The sequence below is a fragment of the Brevibacillus choshinensis genome, from assembly GCF_001420695.1.
Classification (GTDB): Bacteria; Bacillota; Bacilli; order Brevibacillales; family Brevibacillaceae; genus Brevibacillus; species Brevibacillus choshinensis.
In genome coordinates this window covers 1,023,526-1,043,927 of sequence record NZ_LJJB01000013.1, presented here as the reverse complement: position 1 = coordinate 1,043,927, position 20,402 = coordinate 1,023,526, and the positions used below count along the sequence as shown (strand labels likewise).

Annotated in this window: 20 protein-coding genes; 18 read left to right on the top strand and 2 right to left on the bottom strand. The window is 48.3% G+C overall.

Translation table 11 applies throughout. The features are described from left to right. The first annotated feature begins 1 nt into the window (after position 1). A complete protein-coding gene (gene yedA / locus AN963_RS25240) occupies positions 2–967 on the top strand; it encodes a drug/metabolite exporter YedA (RefSeq protein ID WP_055747275.1) in 966 nt (321 codons plus the stop codon). 63 nt (positions 968–1,030) lie between these two features. Here the strand turns inward: yedA and AN963_RS25235 are convergent, their stop codons facing one another. Then, complete coding sequence (locus AN963_RS25235) at positions 1,031–1,762, bottom strand: response regulator (protein WP_055747274.1); 732 nt, start codon at positions 1,760–1,762, stop codon at positions 1,031–1,033. Positions 1,763–1,783: 21 nt separating this feature from the next. Then, positions 1,784–3,382 carry an ATP-binding protein gene (locus AN963_RS25230; protein ID WP_055747273.1) on the bottom strand — a complete coding sequence of 533 codons (1,599 nt, stop codon included), beginning with the start codon at positions 3,380–3,382 and terminating at the stop codon, positions 1,784–1,786. A gap of 260 nt (positions 3,383–3,642) precedes the next feature. Here AN963_RS25230 and AN963_RS25225 point away from each other — a divergent pair, with 260 nt between their 5' ends. From AN963_RS25225 to AN963_RS25145, 17 genes are all read left to right on the top strand, one after another. Beyond that, positions 3,643–3,855: a hypothetical protein gene (locus AN963_RS25225; RefSeq protein WP_055747272.1), complete on the top strand. Its 213-nt coding sequence runs from the start codon at positions 3,643–3,645 to the stop codon at positions 3,853–3,855. A 457-nt stretch (positions 3,856–4,312) separates the two neighbouring features. Next, positions 4,313–5,278, top strand: coding sequence for a ubiquinol oxidase subunit II (cyoA, locus tag AN963_RS25220; protein WP_055747271.1), 966 nt, complete (start codon positions 4,313–4,315; stop codon positions 5,276–5,278). 23 nt (positions 5,279–5,301) lie between these two features. Continuing rightward, complete coding sequence (locus tag AN963_RS25215) at positions 5,302–7,272, top strand: cbb3-type cytochrome c oxidase subunit I (protein WP_055747270.1); 1,971 nt, start codon at positions 5,302–5,304, stop codon at positions 7,270–7,272. Beyond that, positions 7,272–7,886: a cytochrome o ubiquinol oxidase subunit III gene (cyoC, locus tag AN963_RS25210; protein WP_055747269.1), complete on the top strand. Its 615-nt coding sequence runs from the start codon at positions 7,272–7,274 to the stop codon at positions 7,884–7,886. Before AN963_RS25215 ends, cyoC begins: the two co-directional genes overlap by 1 nt. 1 nt (position 7,887) lies before the next feature. Continuing rightward, a complete protein-coding gene (gene cyoD / locus AN963_RS25205) occupies positions 7,888–8,205 on the top strand; it encodes a cytochrome o ubiquinol oxidase subunit IV (protein WP_055747268.1) in 318 nt (105 codons plus the stop codon). Positions 8,206–8,397: 192 nt separating this feature from the next. After that, on the top strand, positions 8,398–9,465 hold the full coding sequence (locus AN963_RS25200; RefSeq protein WP_083497055.1) for a CotS family spore coat protein: 1,068 nt from the start codon (positions 8,398–8,400) through the stop codon (positions 9,463–9,465). Between the two features lie 37 nt (positions 9,466–9,502). Then, positions 9,503–10,027 (top strand): GNAT family N-acetyltransferase, encoded by a 525-nt coding sequence (locus AN963_RS25195; protein WP_055747266.1) that lies wholly within the window; start codon positions 9,503–9,505, stop codon positions 10,025–10,027. A gap of 350 nt (positions 10,028–10,377) precedes the next feature. After that, positions 10,378–11,199, top strand: coding sequence for a transporter substrate-binding domain-containing protein (locus AN963_RS25190; RefSeq protein ID WP_055747265.1), 822 nt, complete (start codon positions 10,378–10,380; stop codon positions 11,197–11,199). Positions 11,200–11,250: 51 nt separating this feature from the next. Next, on the top strand, positions 11,251–11,904 hold the full coding sequence (locus tag AN963_RS25185) for an amino acid ABC transporter permease (RefSeq protein ID WP_055747264.1): 654 nt from the start codon (positions 11,251–11,253) through the stop codon (positions 11,902–11,904). A 37-nt stretch (positions 11,905–11,941) separates the two neighbouring features. Then, positions 11,942–12,670, top strand: coding sequence for an amino acid ABC transporter ATP-binding protein (locus tag AN963_RS25180; protein ID WP_055747263.1), 729 nt, complete (start codon positions 11,942–11,944; stop codon positions 12,668–12,670). 31 nt (positions 12,671–12,701) lie between these two features. Next, positions 12,702–14,135 carry an amidohydrolase family protein gene (locus AN963_RS25175; protein WP_055747262.1) on the top strand — a complete coding sequence of 478 codons (1,434 nt, stop codon included), beginning with the start codon at positions 12,702–12,704 and terminating at the stop codon, positions 14,133–14,135. Beyond that, entirely contained in the window at positions 14,132–15,757 is a 1,626-nt protein-coding gene (locus AN963_RS25170; RefSeq protein ID WP_055747261.1) for an amidohydrolase, read from the top strand. The genes AN963_RS25175 and AN963_RS25170 overlap by 4 nt, the downstream gene beginning before the upstream one ends. A gap of 110 nt (positions 15,758–15,867) precedes the next feature. Further along, positions 15,868–16,437, top strand: coding sequence for an FAD-dependent oxidoreductase (locus AN963_RS25165; RefSeq protein WP_055747260.1), 570 nt, complete (start codon positions 15,868–15,870; stop codon positions 16,435–16,437). A gap of 224 nt (positions 16,438–16,661) precedes the next feature. Beyond that, positions 16,662–17,402 carry a GNAT family N-acetyltransferase gene (locus AN963_RS25160; protein ID WP_055747259.1) on the top strand — a complete coding sequence of 247 codons (741 nt, stop codon included), beginning with the start codon at positions 16,662–16,664 and terminating at the stop codon, positions 17,400–17,402. Between the two features lie 124 nt (positions 17,403–17,526). Beyond that, positions 17,527–18,186, top strand: coding sequence for a hypothetical protein (locus tag AN963_RS25155; RefSeq protein WP_055747258.1), 660 nt, complete (start codon positions 17,527–17,529; stop codon positions 18,184–18,186). 124 nt (positions 18,187–18,310) lie between these two features. Next, positions 18,311–19,846: an MDR family MFS transporter gene (locus tag AN963_RS25150; protein ID WP_055747257.1), complete on the top strand. Its 1,536-nt coding sequence runs from the start codon at positions 18,311–18,313 to the stop codon at positions 19,844–19,846. A gap of 15 nt (positions 19,847–19,861) precedes the next feature. Beyond that, positions 19,862–20,395, top strand: a complete 534-nt coding sequence (locus AN963_RS25145) for a PadR family transcriptional regulator (RefSeq protein ID WP_055747256.1) — start codon at positions 19,862–19,864, stop codon at positions 20,393–20,395. Positions 20,396–20,402 lie beyond the last annotated feature (7 nt).

The following is a 20,402-nucleotide window of genomic DNA, read 5'->3' as shown; positions in this document are numbered from 1 at the left end:
GATGACAGTGAAAAAAGATTCGAAACTTTTTGCCGTTACTCTCGCTTTGCTAACCGTGTACCTTTTCTGGGGAGGAACTTATCTCGGAATGAAGGTAGCCATTGAGTCTATGCCTCCCTTTATCATGGCAGGGGTGAGGTTCTTTCTGGCCGGTGCGGTCCTGTTCCTGATTGGGCGCTGGAAGGGGGCGGAAATGCCCAGAGCAGCTGAGTGGAAAGTGGCCGGTATTGTTGGGGCTTTATTGCTTCTCGGAGGAAATGGGGTCGTAGCTTGGGCGGAGCTGAGACTGCCCTCTGCCATAGCATCCTTGCTGGTCGCGACCGTACCACTGTGGATCCTCGTGTTCAACTGGGGTGGTGGGAGCCGGCAAAAGCCGACGGTCGGCGTGATGGCCGGTATTCTGTTTGGTCTGGCGGGCGTAGCTGTGTTGGTCGTCCATCCAGGCGGAGCTGACAATAAAGGCATCGATACCATCGGAATCCTCGCGCTTTTGTTCGCCTCGATGAGCTGGGCGTTTGGTTCTTTATATTCCCGTACCGCCAAGCTCCCCGCGTCTCCTTTAATGTCAACCGCCCTGCAAATGATTGTAGGGGGAGTTCTGCTCGGCATCGCGTCGATCTTTCTTGATGACTGGACGAAGCTGCATCTGACGGCGATATCCCTTCGTTCCTGGATTGCCCTCGGGTATTTAATCGTATTTGGCTCTATTATTGCTTATACCGCATATATTTGGCTTTTGAAAAATGCAGAACCTTCACTTGTGTCCACTTACGCTTTTGTAAACCCGATCGTTGCGGTATTTTTAGGCTGGTTGCTCGCAGAGGAACAGCTGACTACTCAGTCATGGGTCGCAGCCGGCATGATTATCGCAGCCGTCGCCATCATCACGATTTTTCGAGGGCAGAGCGCCAGCCAAGCGCAACCGGTCGCACGCAAAGAGGAAGGCAAGCTTCAAGCAAGTGAATGAAGAAAGGGATGTACGGGCAGGTACCAAGAAAAACCTGCCCGTACATCCCATCACAATGCGTTTCTACGCATCCCGCATCATCTTGCCGTCTTGCTCAGCCCAGCGATATTTACGTTCTGGACGTCCGACTGTTCCGTAGAACGTCTCGACAGTGACTTCATTTATGGAGACGAGGAATTCGAGATATCTGCGAACGGTAGAATGGCTCATGCCAGCCAGTGCTGCGAGATCGTCCGCATTCACGCTCTGTGTAATCACCTGCATTTTATCTCGGATGAGCTTCAGCGTCAGCTTGTCGATTCCTTTCGGGAGCATGGTGACAGTCTCGCCGGTTTTGGGAAATGGAGCATGCACCGTTTTGGTAAACAGCTTATCTACGGCTGTTTGATCCATGGTGGTATGCTGTTGCAGCTGGCGCCTGGTGTTCGCATATTGCTCCAAGGTAGACATGAATTTATCGATCATAATCGGCTTGATGATGTAGCTGTACGCCCCACCTCGTATCGCCTCTCGCACCGTTTCCACATCGTTCGCAGCTGTGATCATGACAGCGTCGATGCCACGATAATGCTTCCGTACTTCCCGCAACAGATCAATCCCGTTCATATCCGGCAAAAAAATGTCCAGAAGCAGAACATCAGGTGTAAAGACGTGCAGCATGTCCAATGCCTGTTTACCTGTTGTGGCAGTGGCAATGATCTGGAATCCTTCTAATTTGAGTGTGAATTGTTCATAGATTTTGGCAGCAACTTCGTCATCTTCTACGATCATGACGGTAATAGGTTTTTCAGTCATAGTGGATTGCCCCCTCTCTATTTATATGCCCTTATGCTTGGGAACAACAACGGTGAAGCGTGCTCCGCCGAGATTGCTCGTACCAATCGTGATATGGCCATCTAAAAGCTCCATGGAGTTCTTGACGATGGCTAGGCCGAGTCCGCGATTTTCGCCCGGCTTTGTTGTGACACCGCTTTCAAAGATTCGAGTCTGCATCTCCTGGGGAACACCTCGTCCATTATCTTCGATGTCAAAAATGATGTCTCCGCCCAAGTCGGTGAAGGAGATGTGGACCATGGCTTCTGAGCTTTTGTGCTCGAGAGCGGCTTCCATGGAGTTGTCGATCAGATTGCCGAGAATGGTGACGAGCACTTTTGTATTCATATCCTCAGGGACGCTTCCTAGATGGCTGTCATGATCGATTTCCATTGCCACCTTCAGCTCTTTGGAGCGGTTGATTTTACCGAGCAAACAAGCGGCGATGAACGGTTCCTTTACCGAGCTCATGATAAAGGCGAGAATATCCTGTCTCTCTTTTACCTCGTCGGTGATCATTTCTAAGGCTTTGTCGTACTCTTTTAGCTTGAGCAACCCGTAAATGGTATTTAAGCGGTTCAAATACTCATGGTTTTGGGCCCGCATATTGTCGGAGAAGGAGCTGATCTTCGTGATTTCCTCTGTGAGCTGTTCGATTTCAGACTCGGGTCGGAAGGTGAAGACGACACCTCGGACTTCATTGTTATTCAAAATAGGGGAGTAATCAGTAATAAAAATTTCGTGTCCCAGCAAGATTTTATGATTCATTTCTTGTGTGTTTCGATTGACGGACAAAATGATGTCTCGGATCTGTGAGCTGGAAATTGGTTTGCCTACGGTCAAATCCTCTTGTAGCAGTGCACGTGCTCTCTTATTCATGGAGACGACACGCCCTTGCATATCGACGGCTACGGTAGCGTCCCGAATGGATTCGAGGATAGCTGCTTTTTCCGTAAACAAGAACGAGATTTCCTCCGGTTCCAGGCCAAAGATCAATCGCTTGACTCGACGGGCAATTATAAAAGCTCCAATGATTCCGATAACCAAAAGCATCATGGATAAGGCGACGACTCTTTCCTTGTACTCCGAGACCTTTTTCTCCACATCGCTCATGACATAGCCGACGGAGGAGACGCCAATGGTTTCACCCTGCTTGTTGAGGATGGGTGTCTTTGCTTTGATAGCAGGACCGGAAATACCTGAGCCGCGGTAAATGACGGAGCGATTTTCTAAAAAGACAGGATCATTGCTTGTCCCCATATGGAGTCCGATTTGATCGGGATCGTAGTGGGAATAGCGAATGCCATCCTTGTTTCCGATTACCACATAACTTGCTCCTGTCGTGATCCGGATTGTTTCGGCGATAGGTTGGATCAATTCGGAGGGATCATCAGTCTCAAAAGCGGCAATGATGTCGTCATCCATAGCTGCCATCTTCGCCACCGTCATGGCTTGCTGTCCGATGTAGCGGTCCAGAATGTCATCTAAGATGAAGGAAAACAGGGCGGTTCCGATTCCCATGCTGATGAGGACAACGATGGAAATCAGCAGAACCATTTGGGTCAAGAGACTGACCCGGGCTTTTTTGCGGGTAGGGACCATCAGCAAACCACCTTTGATGACAGATCAGGATGTATGAAACCGTTTACTACTCATATATTATATAACAATACGAGAGCACCTACTTCACATTTGTGACACAAAGGAAAAATGTAACAAGATAAGCTCCAATAGGCTTTTAGAAAAACTTTTGACAAATTTTCAATAAAAATTTGAACAAAACATGAACAACAAATGAATTTTATGTTACAATGTGTTCATAAAAGTGAATCGTAAAACTACAAAGACAGGGGTCTTGTGTTATGAATAACGATAAAAAAGCAGCAGATACATTGAAATGGATGGCTTGGACGGCAACTATCATCGGAGCTTTATTGTTTGTTTTCAATGTAAGCGATTTCAGATCTGAGAATTTCCCATTAATGGTGTCGATCGGTTTTCTGATCGCGGGTATGAACATTTTCCTCCTGAGCACCGTCTTCCGTCTGATGAATATTCGCAAACAAGAAGTGTGACAAAACGGTCATGACCGTTTTGTTTGACCGCAAGCGGTCACATCCACGTTTATGAAAAACGTCGAGACGTTTTTCACAGAAAAGGAGTTCACAATTCCATAGGAAACGTCACCTCTCATTTTCGCTTATATAATGAGAGGTTTTTTATTGAGAGTGAATCAAGCCCGGTGCAAGTCCTATCGCACCGGGCTTTTTCGTGTGTATGGGTAATGAATCCAATTTTGGTTCGCTCTGTGAAGTAGAGGGTAATCATAGCAATATTATGATCAACTCGTGACTGGTTCGTGAACACTTTGTAACAGAAAAACTACGAAATCTTGAACGAAGCAAAAAAGAAGTACAAAACGATCTTCTCTCTGATAGTATGTAGTTGCGGTCATGACACAAGTTCACCTATGTTAAAAACTTGAGTATTAAGCATTGCTGTTGTTGTGTGAAAGAGGGAGGGATTAGGAGAATGAGTGGAGGAAAAATGCTGAGGCAAATCCATTTTTGGATCTTGGCAGCGCTAGCGACTGTCCTGCTTTCAGGATGTGGAAGTGATTACCTTGTCCTGAATCCGAAGGGACCTGTAGCCGAAACGCAGTACAATCTCATTATCATCTCAGTGATTTTGTGCGCAATCATAATTGTTCCCGTTCTCGCGCTTACCGCTTTTATCGTCTATCGATATCGCGATACACCGGAGAACAAGGCACCTTACAAACCGACGTGGGCCCATAATACGACCCTTGAAGTGATTTGGTGGGGAATTCCGATCGTCATCATTGCTGTTTTGGGTTATTTCACGCTTCGTGACACATATGCGCTGAAAGAAAACCCGAATAAAGAAGTGAAGCCGATGACCATTCAGGTTACGGCGTTGGATTGGAAATGGATGTTTACTTACCCTGATCAAAATATCGCGACAGTTAACTACTTAGAAATTCCAGCGGGTGTACCGATTCATTTCCAAGTATCCGCTGAAGCGCCGATGAACTCGTTCTGGGTGCCTGAACTGGGCGGACAGATCTACGCGATGGCGGGGATGGCTACTGAGCTGTATCTGCAAGCAGATGAACCTGGCGAATTCGCAGGATTTAGCGCGAACTTCTCCGGTGAAGGCTTTGCTCATATGCAATTCAAAGTGGTTGCAAAGCCGCAAAATGAATTCGACCAATGGGTAAAGCAAGTGAAAGGTACAACACCTGCTATGTCCAAGCAAGATTATGATGAGTTGAAAAAGCCTGGTGTGCTGAAAGAGGAGAAAATGTATTCTGCATTCCCAGAAGGCTTGTTTGAAGAAATCGTACAGAAATATAGTCACGGTCACGACATGCACCACGTCATGCACCCAGACGAAGAAGCAACTACGAAAGAAACCGAGCAAGGCTCTGATATGAGCCAGATGCCTGGAATGGATCATTCCAAAATGAATCATTAGTAGAAAGGGAGGAGGAATACCAAGTGTGGGAGAACCTTAAGGAATTTGCGTCCACGTTCTTTGTTACTGGTGACCCGTTGATTTACGGTGCAGACGTTTCGATTGCTCTGACTATGGTCGCAATCGTCTTTGTCCTTACCAAGTATAAAAAATGGGGTTGGCTCTGGCGTGAATGGCTGACTACCGTTGACCATAAACGAATCGGGATTATGTACTTGATCGCATCGCTTCTGATGCTGTTCCGCGGTGGGGTCGACGCCCTGCTGATGCGTTTGCAATTGGCATTCCCGAACGTAGAGTTCCTGCATTCGGATCACTACAATGCCATCTTTACAACACACGGTACGATCATGATCTTGTTCATGGCGATGCCGATGATGTTTGGTCTGTTTAACATGGTCGTTCCGCTGCAACTGGGCGCACGAGATGTTGCCTATCCGTTCCTGAACGCAGTCAGCTTCTGGCTGTTCATGTTTGGTGCGATGCTGTTCAACCTGTCGTTCGTCATCGGGGGTTCCCCGGATGCTGGTTGGTTGTCATATCCACCGCTGTCACAAAATGATTTCAGCCCTGGTCCGGGTCAGAACTTCTGGATATGGGGGATACAGATATCAGGGATTGGTAGTTTGGCTACGGGGATTAACTTCATCGTAACCATTCTGAAAATGCGTGCTCCTGGCATGAAGCTTTCTAATATGCCATTGTTTAGCTGGTCTGTATTGTCCAGCAGCATCATGATCATCTTTGCTTTTCCGATCTTGACTGTAACGATTGCTCTCTTGTTCCTTGACCGTTTCGCAGGTGCTCATTTCTTTACAATGGGCGGCGGCGGTAACCCGATGATGTACCTCAACCTCATCTGGATGTGGGGTCACCCAGAGGTTTATATCGTAGTTGTACCAGCGTTTGGTATCTTCTCAGAAGTCGTTGCGACATTCTCGAAGAAAACGATTTTTGGTTACAAATCCATGGTGTGGGCTTTGATGTCGATTGCAGTTGCATCGTTCTTCACATGGGCGCACCACTTCTTCACCATGGGTACTAGTGCCAGCGTCATCGTCTTCTTTGCGATATCGACGATGGTCATTGCGATCCCGACCGGGGTGAAGATATTCAACTGGCTGTTTACAATGTTCCGAGGTCGGATATCCTTTAAACAGCCAATGCTGTGGACCATCGCCTTTATTCCTTGTTTTGTCGTAGGTGGTGCGACCGGTGTCATGCTGGCTGTTGCTCCTGCTGACTATCAATACCATAACAGTTACTTCCTGATTGCCCACTTCCATCAGGTCTTGATCGGTGGGGTAGTGTTTGGTTACCTGGCAGGGATCTACTACTGGTGGCCAAAATTGTTCGGCTTCAAGCTAGATGAGAAGCTCGGAAAATGGGGCTTCTGGTTCTGGAATATCGGTTTCTATGTATGCTTTATGCCGCAATACGCACTTGGCTTCATGGGTATGACTCGCCGTTACTACACATACGGCTGGGACCGCGGTTGGGCAGATCTCAACCTGATCTCGACTGTTGGGGCATTCCTGATGGGGATCGGTTTCATCTTCCAAGTATGGCAGATCGCTTACAGCATCAAACACGGTGAGCGCGACACAACGGGTGACCCGTGGAATGCGCGTACGCTGGAATGGTCGATTCCTTCTCCAGCACCGTTTTACAACTTTGCTGTCGTTCCAACGGTGAAAGGTGCCGATGACTGGTGGCTGACAAAAGAAGCAAAAGCAAATGGTACGTATAAAGAAGAGCCGGCGCAATTGGAACCGATCCATATGCCGAAAAACTCCGGTATCCCGTTTATTATGTCCATCTTCTGGTTCTTGGTCGGATTTGGTTTTACGTTCGGCTGGGTATGGATCGCCGTAATTGGATTTATCGGCGTAGCACTGTGCATGTGGGCACGTTCCTTCCAATATGATACGGATTATTACGTACCAGTGGAGGAAGTGCGAAGCACGGAGGCTTCACTGGGGAGGGTTTACTAATGACGAATCATCACGACCACGCTCATGGCGCGCATGATCATGAACATGGACATGAAGAGCATGAACAATTAAAAGTGCTAGGATTCTGGATCTTCGTTGTGACTGACTGTATCTTATTCGGTTCGTTGTTTGCCACTTATGCGGTGTTGATGAACAGCTACGCAGGAGGGCCGACAGGAAAAGAATTGTTTGAACTTCCAGGGATCATCGCTTCGACCTTTATCCTTTTGACCAGTAGCTTTACGAGCGGTTTGGCAGTCCTTGCTATGAACAAAGGAAAAGTAAAAGAAATGATTTCTTGGCTGGCAGTCACCGCTGTTCTGGGTCTCGCCTTCGTGGTACTGGAAATCAATGAGTTTACGCACCTGGTTCATGAAGGTGCAACGATGGCAACAAGTGCTTTCTGGTCCGCGTTCTTTACACTTGTCGGTACGCACGGACTTCACGTTTCGGTCGGTTTGTTCTGGATGGTGGCATTGATGATTCAATTGAAACGCCGTGGCATCACACCAGTAACTCGCCGCAAAGTGACCAACCTGAGCTTGTACTGGCACTTCCTGGACGTTGTGTGGATCTTCCTCTTCACAGTCGTCTACCTGATGGGGGTGATGTAGGATGGCACAACATGAAAACCATGGAGATCATCACAATCACGGATCGCTCAAGTCCTATGTAATCGGCTTTATCCTGTCGATTGTGCTCACTATTATTCCACTGGTGCTGGTTATGAACAACATGCTCGAAAAAACCGCACTGGTGCTTACCATTCTAGTGATGGCGATCCTGCAATTTGTGGTACAGCTGTTCTTCTTCATGCACATTCGCGAAGGAGAAAAGCCACGCTACAACGTTCAGACACTCGTTCTGGGTCTTGTGATCGTCGTGACGATTATTGGCGGTTCGATCTGGATCATGATGTTCAACAAGTATTAATCAGTAAGTGTAACCTCTTGGGTAAAGTACCCAGGAGGTTTTTTTATAATCGCTTGCGCTTCTCCCTCTGCAGCCTTTTTCCTCCTCCCATTTCAGTTACAGCGTTTGTATGCAAGGTGATAAAAAGAAACGATTACAACAAAGGCTTGGCGCAGCCAAGTTTTCTTATAACACCTACACCGCCCTGTTTATATGATAAATCACAAGGTATTTTGGGGGGATAAGGTGGTGAAAAAGCTGAGGGAGTCAATCAAGAAGGAGTACGGATTCAAGGTTCACAACATGAAGAGAATACCAACGCCAAAAAATACAAGCGTTTACCGGCTTCAAACGGATCGGGGTACCTATATCCTCAAAAGTATCCATACTTCAAAACGGCGCCAACTGTTTATCCTTGAAGCGGAGGATTACCTCCGCAATCAGGGGATCAGCATTCCTGAAGTGATTCCTACCAAACGAGGCACCCCCTATTTTTTATGGAAACAGAGCTTGTACATCCTGCAACGTTTTTGCCATGGAAAGCCTGCAAACCTGCGATCGCCTAAAGGAGTCAAACAAGCGGGAAAATTACTGGGCAAAATGCATCGAGTTTCACTTGGCTTTCATTCAACACATAGAGCTCTGTACGTTGGAGCGCGAGACTGGATACAGGAATACGAAGACGATCTGTTGGCGATCAAGAATTGGAAAAAAAGAAACAGTTCCAATCGAACGCCAAAAATAAAAGCGATCTTATCGTATATTCGCTTCTTTCTCAGTTCAGGGAAGACAGCGTGTGACTTGCTGCATCGAAATTCATTTTTCCTGAAATGGAAAGGCCTGCCGGCACACGAACACTTTCTCTGTCACGGCGATTTTCATCCGCGGAATTTTTTAGTCGACCGCTCGGCTACAACGATCATTGATTGGGAGGATGTTCGATACGATTTTCCTTCAAAGGATATGTTTCGTCTTGTCGATAACATCATCGAACTTGATTCAAAATGGAGTAAGGCGAAATTTTCCCTGCTTCTGTCTGCCTATCTGATAGAAAATCCCTTAACCGATCAGCAAAAAAGTCTGCTGTTTTTGGATATGGCTTTCCCACATGTCTTTGAACGTTTTTTGCGAAAGAAAATCTATCATCGAATGTCTCTATCCCAGGTTAAAAGGTTTCTGCGCCGAGAAAAACAAAAAACGAAAGATATGCTGGAAAGAGCTGTGTCATACCTCTTTTTGTTCGATGCAAATTCTTGTATGGCTCTATCGCCCATGATATGATAGGGTAATTTACTGCATTCGGAAGGAGAGGGGAATAGTGACAGGTCAGGTGTATTTGGCAAGACCATCCATGGAATTTTACGAAGCATATATGTCTTTTTATAATGAGTGGAAACAAAGCAAAGAGCCGATTGTCCCATGGATTGTGGAGAAGGAGCCGACTGATTTTGCTGCGTACCTGCGTTATTTGCAGGAGGAGGAAAGCGGGGAAAATCTTCAACCAGGCTGGGTGACCAATTCTACGTACTGGCTGGTCAATGAGCAGAGCCAGATCGCAGGAGCCGTGAATATCCGTCACGATTTGACGGAGCGGCTGCTGAACACAGGGGGGCATATCGGCTATGGTGTCGTGCCTTCCCAAAGGCGGAAAGGGTACGCGACAGCTATTCTGGAGCAGTCTTTGCAAATAACGAGAGAGCTGGGCTTGAACCGGGTACTCGTCGCATGTGATGCGGGTAATATTGGCTCGGAAAAAACGATCGTAAAGAACGGCGGAGTGTTTGAATCGGAGTTCATCGAAGAGGATGGCAACGTCGTGAAAAGATTTTGGATCGAGCTGTAGATGAAGAGAGAGGGATTCCCTCTCTCTTATGTGTTTTGCTAATAGACCCTACAATTCGTTATTAATATTCTTTATATTCAGAATAGTGCACTTGCCTATTTATCTGTTGAGAAATAAAATATCAGTAACCCTTTGCCTTCTCTTCTATATCCACACTGCTTCTCCCACCGTGTCTTGAAGACGTTTCCATCGCATCCCACTTTTGTACGTTACCGCTTTCTCTCGTTGTATATAAACCAACCAATGTTGGCTTATATAAAGTTTGTTCCTACATCCTGTACCAACTCAGTAAGGAGGGACTTTTTCATTCTTTGTACCAAGCACTTTTCCATAAACTAGGGGGTAAAGAGATGAGAAAATGGATGTTTTTATGCGTAGCGTTGTTGCTGATGATCATGACAGGATGTTCCCAAGAGGCTGGAACAGGCGTGAGTGGTCCTTCTACGATCCAGAAAGTAATCGACAAAAAGAAACTAGTCATCGGTACTTCCAGTGGTTATTTCCCTTTTGAAATGAAGGATAAGGAAGGGAAGTTCGTAGGTTATGACATGGATTTGGGCACAGCGATGGCTAATGCCTTGAAGGTAGAAGTAGAGTTCAAAGATTTTAGCGATTTTGGCGGCTTGATTCCTGCGCTGCAGACAGGTGACATCGATATGGTTATCTCTGGGATGACCATTCGTGGGGACCGCGCGCTGGCCGTGAGTTTTTCTGACCCGTATTATTCATCTGGACAAGTCGTCATGGTTCCGAAAAAAGACAGTACAACACAAAGCTGGAAGGATCTGGACCAGCCAGGCAAAAAGATTTCGGTAGGACAAGGAACGACGGGTGCTTTGTTGGCCAAGCAACTGTTTAAAAACGCGCAAGTCATGGACTTCGATGGCTTTACGAATGCCGCTTTGGCCGTCAAACAAGGTCAAGCCGATGCGCTCATTTTTGACGAGCCGGGCGTTCGCGTTTTTGAAATCATGAACGCTGATTCTGTCAGAGGCGTATATGAAGTGCTATCTTCTGAGAACCTGGGGATTGCTTTGCCGCTGAATGATCAAGCGACAATCCAATGGGTGAACTCCTTCTTGGCTTCGTATCGCAATGGTCTGGACGATCAGACCTCCACGAACAAATGGTTCAAATCAAATGAGTGGATCAATCAAGTGCAACAACAGTAACTATCCGCTCATTGCTCTAAATGAGGGCGTATAGAAGGAGGTTTGCTCAACATGGGTAGCGCTTGGAATGTGATTCCGCAAAATATGGGTTTACTGTTGGATGGATTGCTGTTAACCCTGCAGCTGTCCGCTTTCGCTCTGCTCGTCAGTATCCCCGTTGGAGTTTTGCTAGGACTGTGCCGGATCTCCGGCAATCGAGTCGTTTCTTTTCTGGCAGTCAGTTATGTGGAATTTATCCGTGGTGTTCCCTTGCTGGTCTTGCTGTTCTGGATTTATTTTGTACTCGGAAAATTCCTGAAGCTGGGACCCTTCTTGTCTGGGGTCCTGGGCTTGGGACTTTTTTCAGCAGCGTTTATTGCAGAGATCGTTCGCGCGGGCATTCAGGCAGTGCCCAGAGGACAGATGGAGGCGGCGCGTTCATCGGGCATGACTTACGTGCAGGCGATGCGTTTTATCATTTTGCCTCAGGCGTTGCGTAAAGTATTGCCGCCAATGGCTTCTCAATTTATTACGCTGATCAAGGACTCCTCCCTAGTATCCGTCATTTCAGTGGTCGATTTGACGCTGGTGGCGAAAAATCTGGTATCGACGTCTTTCCGATCACTTGAAGTATGGAGCTTTGTGGCCATCATGTACTTCTGTGTCACGTTTTTCTTATCTCAAATCATTAGTGCGTTGGAGCGGCGATATCGGGTGTCCGAGTAATAGCATCGTACCAACAACGTGAGAAGGAGGCCCGACTGTGATCCAAATCAATCAGGTCAACAAAAGCTATGGCAGTGTGCACGTCTTGAAGGATATCCAATTGGAAGTGCCACAGTCTCATGTGTACGCACTGATCGGACCGAGTGGCGCTGGAAAAAGCACGCTGATTCGCAGTATCAATGCCTTGGAATCCATTCAGGGTGGAGAGATCATCGTTGATGGTATCTCCGTCCACGACAAGAAGACGAATATCAATCTTTTGCGCTCCGACATCGGTTTTGTGTTTCAATCGTTCAATTTATATCCTCATTTGACTGCCATGGAAAATGTCGCGATCGCTCCGATTCAAGTGAAAAGTGTACCCAAGGTGCAGGCGGAGGAAAAGGCGAAAGCACTACTGACATCACTGGGCTTAGGAGAGAAGTGTGGCTCCTACCCCAATCAGCTTTCCGGTGGACAGCAGCAGCGGGTTGCGATTGCCAGAGCGTTGGCGATGGATCCAAAAGTGATGCTGTTCGATGAACCTACCTCCGCGCTTGATCCTGAGATGATCAAGGAAGTGCTGGATGCCATTCGAAATCTGGCATCGACTGGAATGACGATGGTGGTTGTTACCCACGAGATGGGGTTTGCCCGGGAAATTTGCAATCAGATCGTTTTTATGGCGGATGGAAAGATCGTGGAAGTGGCACCACCTGAAAAGTTCTTTACCAACCCGCAGACGGAGCGAGCCAAAGATTTCCTTTCCAAAGTGTTGAATCACTAGGGTATCTAGAACCAGGATGGAAACGGGGGTCATGGATGTGAAAGCGGATTTGATCATCGCTCATGCCTTTGTTCTGACGATGGAAGGCAAAGGCGTCGGGATGGTGGAAAACGGTGCGGTAGCTGTAAAAGGAGACAGGATCCTAGACGTCGGAGGCACGGATGAGATTCTCGCGACTTATCAAGCGGACCGCGTCATAGATGGAGCTGGCAAGCTGGTGATGCCTGGCCTGATCGACGCCCACATTCATAGTGGCATCTCGATTTTCAGGGGCATGGCCCAGGATATGTCGCACTGGATGCAAAAAGGCTTGTGGCCGTTTAAGAAGAATACGACGGAAGAGGAGTCTTTAGCAGGGTCACTGGTGACGATCATCGAGGGGATCAAGGCAGGGACGACGACCTTTTGCGATTACGATTACGGGATGAATCGGATTGTCCAGCACTATGCCAAAGTAGGGGCGCGTGCGAGAGTGGCAGAGACCGTCAATGAACTGCCCGATGACATCGGGAAAAATCCGGTGGGAGAGCTGTATCCGTTTGATCCGGCGCTCGGACAACGAAAGCTTACGGACAACATCAGGCTTTTCGAGGAATGGCACGGACAAGCAAACGGACGAATTACTTGCCTGTTTGGACCACAGGGACCGGATATGATGAGTACCGAGCTACTGCTGGAGGTCCGAGCGCTGGCTGAAAAATACGACACCCGAATACATATGCATGTCGCGCAGGGGGACCGGGAGATCGATCAGATGGTGAAGCGGTACGGCAAACGCTCGATTCCGTATCTCGATGAGCTGGGGTATCTGGATTCTCGACTGATGGCCGTTCACTTGACGGAGGCGACTACAGAAGAAACGCAACTCGTGGCGAAACGAGGGGCGTCCATGATCTACTGTGCGGGCAGCATCGGAATCATAGATGGCTTGGTTCCACCTATCTTGGACTTTCTGGAAGCGGGAGGTCAGGCGGCTCTCGGGTCGGATCAAGCACCGGGCAACAACTGCAACAACATGTTTAATGAAATGAAGTTTGCCGCTATTTTAAACAAAGTCAAACGTTCCGATCCGCGCGTGTTCCCGGCCTGGCTCTCCCTGAGGCTGGCGACGATCGAGTCGGCAAAAGCGATCGGTCTGGAGCATGAAATCGGCAGCCTGAAAAAAGGGAAGAAGGCGGATTTGATCGTTCTCAATTTGCACGACCCGGGTCTATGCCCGGTCTATACGAATCCCATCCGCAACATCGTGCCCAATCTGGTGTATTCGGCACGAGGGAGTGAGGTCGAGACCGTCATCATCGACGGCCAGATCATTATGGAAGACCGCAAGCTGCTTACAGTAGATGAAAAAGCAGCAATTCGCGGGGCGCAGGAGGCAGCAGATCGAATCAGCCAGCGTTCGCATGATGATATTGTGGCAGCGCACAGCGATGTTTATCAAATGATAGAGGACGGATATTTATGACAACGACGATCTATACCAACGGCAAGTTTTATACATTCGACGGAAATCAGCCTTTGGTCGAGACGGTAGTCGTCAGAGACGGCCGGATCATAGACTTGGGTAGTCACCAAGATATGCTGTTACAGTGGGGACGCCCGAATGTAGCTGTGAAGAATTTGGGCGGAAGAATGGTCACACCGGGGTTGATTGACAGTCACTTGCACATGTCCTCGATCGCAACGAAACTGTTAACTACAGATCTGGGAAAAGTCACATCCAGGGATCAGCTGCTGCAAGTGGTAAAGGAGCAGGCCGATCAGACACCGGCAAATGTATGGGTACAGGGCAGAGGCTGGGACGAAAATCGGTTCACGGATGGTGGCTTGCCTACGATCGAAGAGCTGGACAGAGTCGCACCACACTGTCCGGTTTTCCTGACACGGGTATGTGGGCACGTCTTTTTGGTCAACAGCAAAGCATTGGAGGTAGCAGGCTACACAGCGGAAATGGAGATTCCTTCTGGTGGAACCGTCGTAGTGGATTCGCAGACGAACAAACCGATCGGGCTTCTTCTCGAGACAGCATCGGTCATCTGCCAGCGGCATATTCCGGAGCCGACCTACCAGCAGTTCAAGGATTCATTGCGACAGGCAATTCGGTATGCCATCGAATGCGGCCTAACGAGTGTACATACAGAGGATTTGCGCACGTATGGAGGATTGGATCAGACGTGGCAGTTGTACGACGAACTATTAAATCAGGAGCAAAATCGGCTGCGCTGCAATCTGCTCATCTATTATCCTCACGTAAAGAGATTGCGGGAACGAGGTATGTACGCTGGCTACGGGAATGAGACGCTGCAGATCGGTGCCGTCAAAATTTTTGCCGATGGTAGCTTCGGCGGCCGAACCGCACTGTTATCTGCTCCGTATGCAGATGACCCAGGTAATGTCGGTAGTGAAATTCATGACAACGACACGTTGCATGAGCTGTTCCGGGAAGCACGTGCGGCAAATATGCCAATAGCCGTGCATACGATTGGGGATCAGGCGCTAGATAATGTACTGGATACGCTAGAGCGATTCCCGGCAGTAGCCTTCCGAGACCGTATCATTCATACGTCCTTGCTACGTCCAGATCAGCTAGAACGCTTGAGACGTCCTAGTATGATCGCAGACATTCAACCGCGATTTGTCGTTGGCGATTTCCCGTGGGTAGCGGATCGAATTGGACGGGAGCGAGCAGAGCAAGCGTATATCTGGAAGAGCATGCTCGAAGCGGGCATCATGTGTGCGGGTGGCTCAGATGCTCCCGTAGAGCCGGTAGAACCACTCTTGGGTATTCATGCAGCTGTTACCCGCCGAGCACCACAAGATACCCATGCAGGTTACAATCCGACACAAAATCTGACGATGGAAGAAGCGCTGCGCGTGTTCACGTATGGCGGTGCGCTCGCTACCAATGAAGAAACGATCAAGGGAACGCTCAGTCGAGGAAAGCTCGCGGATATGACGGTCTACTCGCAAAATCTCATAGAGATGGAAGATGCGGATGATCTACTGAAAACGCTAATCGAGTTGACGGTGATCGGCGGAGAGATCAGCTATGAGAAGGATGGGAATAAAAATCTTTGCGAAATATAGAAATATACAAAAGGGGAGCCTACTGAAGGAACGACACTTCAGGGGTTTTCTTTTTTGAAACAAAGTATATAATTATGTTGTGAAACACATTTTGGAAAGGGGAGATTACTATGTACGATATCGTGATTATTGGTGGAGGCCCAGCAGGGGGAAGCGCGGCGTTGTTTGCAGCAAAAGCGGGGAAGAAAACGCTCTTGATCGACAATGATAAAAGCATGACAAAACGCGCATGGCTGGAAAACCATTACGGCGTACTTGAAATTACAGGCCCTGACCTGATCGAGATCGGCAAAAAACAAGCGGCAAAATTCGGCGCTGAGCTGATTACTGATCAAGTAACCAACGTTTCTAAAAGCGAGCAAGGTGTAACGATTGAAACCGCTGAAAAAGGTTCTTTTGAAGCGAAGCATGTGATCCTGGCTACTGGCGCTCTGGTAGAACTGGCTGAAAAAGCTGGTGTGAATACCAAAGCAGGTACAGAGCCACGCATCAAAACCGTAGTAGATGTAGATGCCCAAGGTAAATCAAACGTGGATGGCATTTGGGCAGCAGGCACGTGCGCAGGTGTAAGCGTACATACAATCATTACTTCTGGTGATGGAGCGAAAGTAGCGATCAACGTGATCAGTGAGCTGAACGGCGAGCGCTATGTGGATCATGATGTTTTGAAAACAAACTAACTATACGGATCAAGTAACCAGTCAACACAGTAGGTGTTGCTGGTTTTTTTATGTTTATTTTTGGTCCGCCTTTTAAAATGAAGGGGGATAATTTGTAAGAAAAGGAAGGGAAATGTCGAATGAGTTCGAATAGGTAATAGATGGTAATGGTTTAAGAATAATGATATGAAAAAGTATGATCGATCAACTAAGAGATAAGAAAGAGACCCAGGAGGATACCAATCATGTCTTACAACGTATACACGCACGCACAACGAACGGATTTAGACGATCAAATCGACGAAGTACTAGAGGCCAGCTGGTCTGCCTTCATGTTAAATGATGAGGTCGCGAACCAGTATTATACGCATCTGAATGATTGGTTCGGTGCCTTTCAATATGTCTTGACCGATGACAATGAAAGAGTGATGGCCGTAGGAAACGCCATTCCGTTTTATTGGGATGGCACCGCGGAAGATCTCCCCAAAGGATGGGATGACGTTTTCCTGCGAGGGATTGAAGGATATCGGCAGGAGCAGCAGCCAAACACGTTGTCGGCTCTCTCCATATCGATCCATCCCAAATATCGCGGACTCGGACTCAGCAGGCAGATGGTAACCGCGATGAAAGAAATCGCCAAGCAAAATGGATTGGAATATATGGTGGCTCCTGTTCGTCCGTCAATCAAGTACAAGTATCCTCTCACGCCGATGGACCGTTACATTCAGTGGAATACGGCTGAGGGTGCTCCGTTTGATCCATGGGTTCGAACGCATTGGAAGCTAGGCGCAAAGATCGTGCAGGTCGCGGAGGAGTCGATGTTTATCAGAGGCAGTCTGGCAGAGTGGGAAAGTTGGACCGGGATGAAATTCCCTGAGTCCGGTACGTACATCATCCCAGATGCGCTGACTCCGGTGCAGATTGACGTGGAAAAGAACGAAGCCGTGTATATAGAACCAAATATCTGGATGCAGCATTTCCTGTGAGGCTATCCTGCATCGATACATCTGGAGTTCACACGTCTGATATAGTACAATTTTCCTGCAGTAGTTCTTACGTCCTCGTACTATTTGCACATTAAATCTAATCAGGCAATGGAGAATGTGAACGATGAAAAAAGTAGCGGGAATTACGCTTATGGTAGCCTTGCTAGGTTTCAATGCATACCTGTGGCCGACGTTGATCAGAGAGGTAAAAGCAGATCAGAAAAATGAAGTTGGTGGCGTCGCAACGACGAAAACTTTTGCAGATTCTATCCCAGCTATGGACTTGGCCAATCAAGGGCCGCGTGCAGCCAATGTATCCGCTTATCCGGTCGAACAACCAATCTTGAAGACAAATGAATCAGCGGTGGCAGTGAACAAGCCGGCTAGCGAACAAAAAATGCAGCCATCGACAAAGGCAGTTCAGACGGCAGCAAACAAGCAACCGAAGAAAGCAGTGAACAAGCCTTCCAGCACATCGAGGTCATCTGACGGGCCAGATGTACAAATCACCTATACGTTTGAGCCTTCCTATATTCATTATGAGGAAACGAGCATTACGAATTCTAGAAGCAGTTACAGCGGCGGCGGCTCGTTCAACATGCCGATGAAATATAATCCGTATACGGGCAGGATAGAAGAAGCTGTAAAAATCTATCAGGGCGGTCCCCCTGCACCGACGTTGAACAAGCAAGATTTCGGTATTCCCGAAACGGTGGAGCCGTATGTTCCTCCTGTAAAGAAGGATTATCAGCGACTGGCACCACAATCATTTCCTGGAAGATAAAAGAAAAAATGCGATTGTCATAAAAAAAATGCTCCTCAAGTGGGAGCATTTTTTGCAGAAAAATAGTCAAATTTGAATATAATATGTAATAATAGTCAAATTAGAATAATTTGGAGGGGATCGATTGATCACCAAGGAAAGCAAAGGCAAAGTTAATTTCGTTCTGGCGGGTCTGCTATTGGGCCTGCTGATGGCTTCAATGGATAACACGATCGTAGCTACGGCAATGGGGACGATCGTAGGGGAAATGGGCGGGCTGGATAAATTCGTCTGGGTGACGTCGGCGTACATGGTAGCTACCATGGCAGGGATGCCGATCTTCGGAAAGCTGTCTGATATGTACGGGCGAAAACGATTTTATGTATTCGGTCTGATCGTGTTTTTGCTTGGGTCCATCCTATGCGGGACTGCAAACAGCATCGTGGAGTTGAGCATTTACCGCGCGATTCAGGGAATAGGCGGCGGAGCGTTGATGCCGATCGCCTTCACGATCATTTTCGACGTCTTTCCACCTGAGAAGCGGGGGAAAATGACCGGTTTGTTCGGCGCGGTGTTTGGAACCTCCAGTGTGCTCGGGCCGTTGTTGGGCGCATATATCACTGAGTATTTCGGGTGGCACTGGATTTTCTACATCAATGTACCGATCGGTCTGCTTTCCCTATACTTCATCTCTGTTTACTACAAAGAGTCGCTGGAGCACAGAAAGCAGAGCATTGACTGGTGGGGTGCAATCACTCTCGTCGGAGCGGTCGTCAGTCTGATGTTTTCACTCGAGCTGGGAGGCAATCAATACGCATGGAATTCCGTGCAGATTCTGGGATTGCTCACGAGCTTCGGGGTCCTCTTTATTCTATTCCTGGTGATTGAGACGAAGGCAGCAGAGCCGATCATTTCGTTTGCCATGTTCAAACGGCGCTTGTTTGCGGCGACCAATGCTGTCGCGCTCTTGTACGGCTCGGCATTCATTATCACTACCGTTTACCTTCCGATTTTTATTCAGGGGGTATACGGGGGATCGGCTACGAATTCCGGTCTGCTGCTTACGCCGATGATGCTGAGCTCTGTTGTGGGGAGTCAACTCGGTGGGATGCTCACGACGAAAATTAGCTTCCGCAATATTATGCTGTTGTCCTCCGTGTTTTTCGTCCCAGGCATTTTCCTGTTGAGTACCCTTTCGCCTGATGTTCCGCGTTGGCTTGTCACGATTTTCATGGTTCTGACCGGATTTGGTGTGGGCTTTTCCTTCTCTGTGCTTGGAATGGCGGCGATTCATGGCTTTGACATTCGCCAGCGCGGCTCTGCCAGCTCGACGGGTTCGTTTTTCCGCTCGTTGGGGATGACGTTGGGAATCACGGTTTTCGGGATCGTGCAGCGCAATTTGTTTGAGAACGACATGGCGAGTGCGTTTGCCGGACAGCAAGGCGTGCCAGGTGCGATGGTCACGGATCCACGAGCTATTTTGACGCCAGAGACGCGAGCGACGATTCCTGCCCCGATTCTGGAAAAGATCACGGACATCCTCGCTTCCTCGATCGCACAAACATTCATGTGGGCGCTGGTGCCAGCTATACTGGCCGTTGTCTTCATCGTGCTAATGGGCAATGAGCGGGTGCAGGTAAAGCCACCTTCTGCACCACAACCGAATCCGGGCCGTGAGTAGGGGGGAAGGACGATCATGAATCTGAAGCTGATCATTCTCGGACTCTTGATGGAGGGGGAAAAGCACCCGTACGAAATCCAGCAGCTTATGAAGTCACGGGGCATTGATTGTTATGTGAAATACGCAAAAGGCTCGCTGTATTACGCATTTGATCAATTGGAGAAGGCAAAATGGATCGAGGTCGCTGCGGTCATCCGCGAGTCAAACCGTCCGGATAAAACAACATATCGAATAACAGACCTCGGAAAAGAAGAATTTCAGCATCTCCTGGTGCAGGAGATGGGCAGGCCGATGCAGCTGAATAACCCGAACTACGCAGCTCTTACTTTTGCTGAGCACGGTGACCCCGAGAAGATGGACCAGGCGCTTCGTGAAAACATACGCGAGGTCGGGAGGCTGGCGGAGCTGCTCGAATCGATCCCAGAGAAGCAGACAGAGCCATTGGGCTTTGGTCCCCGGATGATTCTGCTCGGAGCGATCGAGCATCTGCGTGCGGAAGTCCGCTGGATGGAAAGAGTTCGAGAGGAAGCGTGGGGACGCTTATTTTGAAATTATT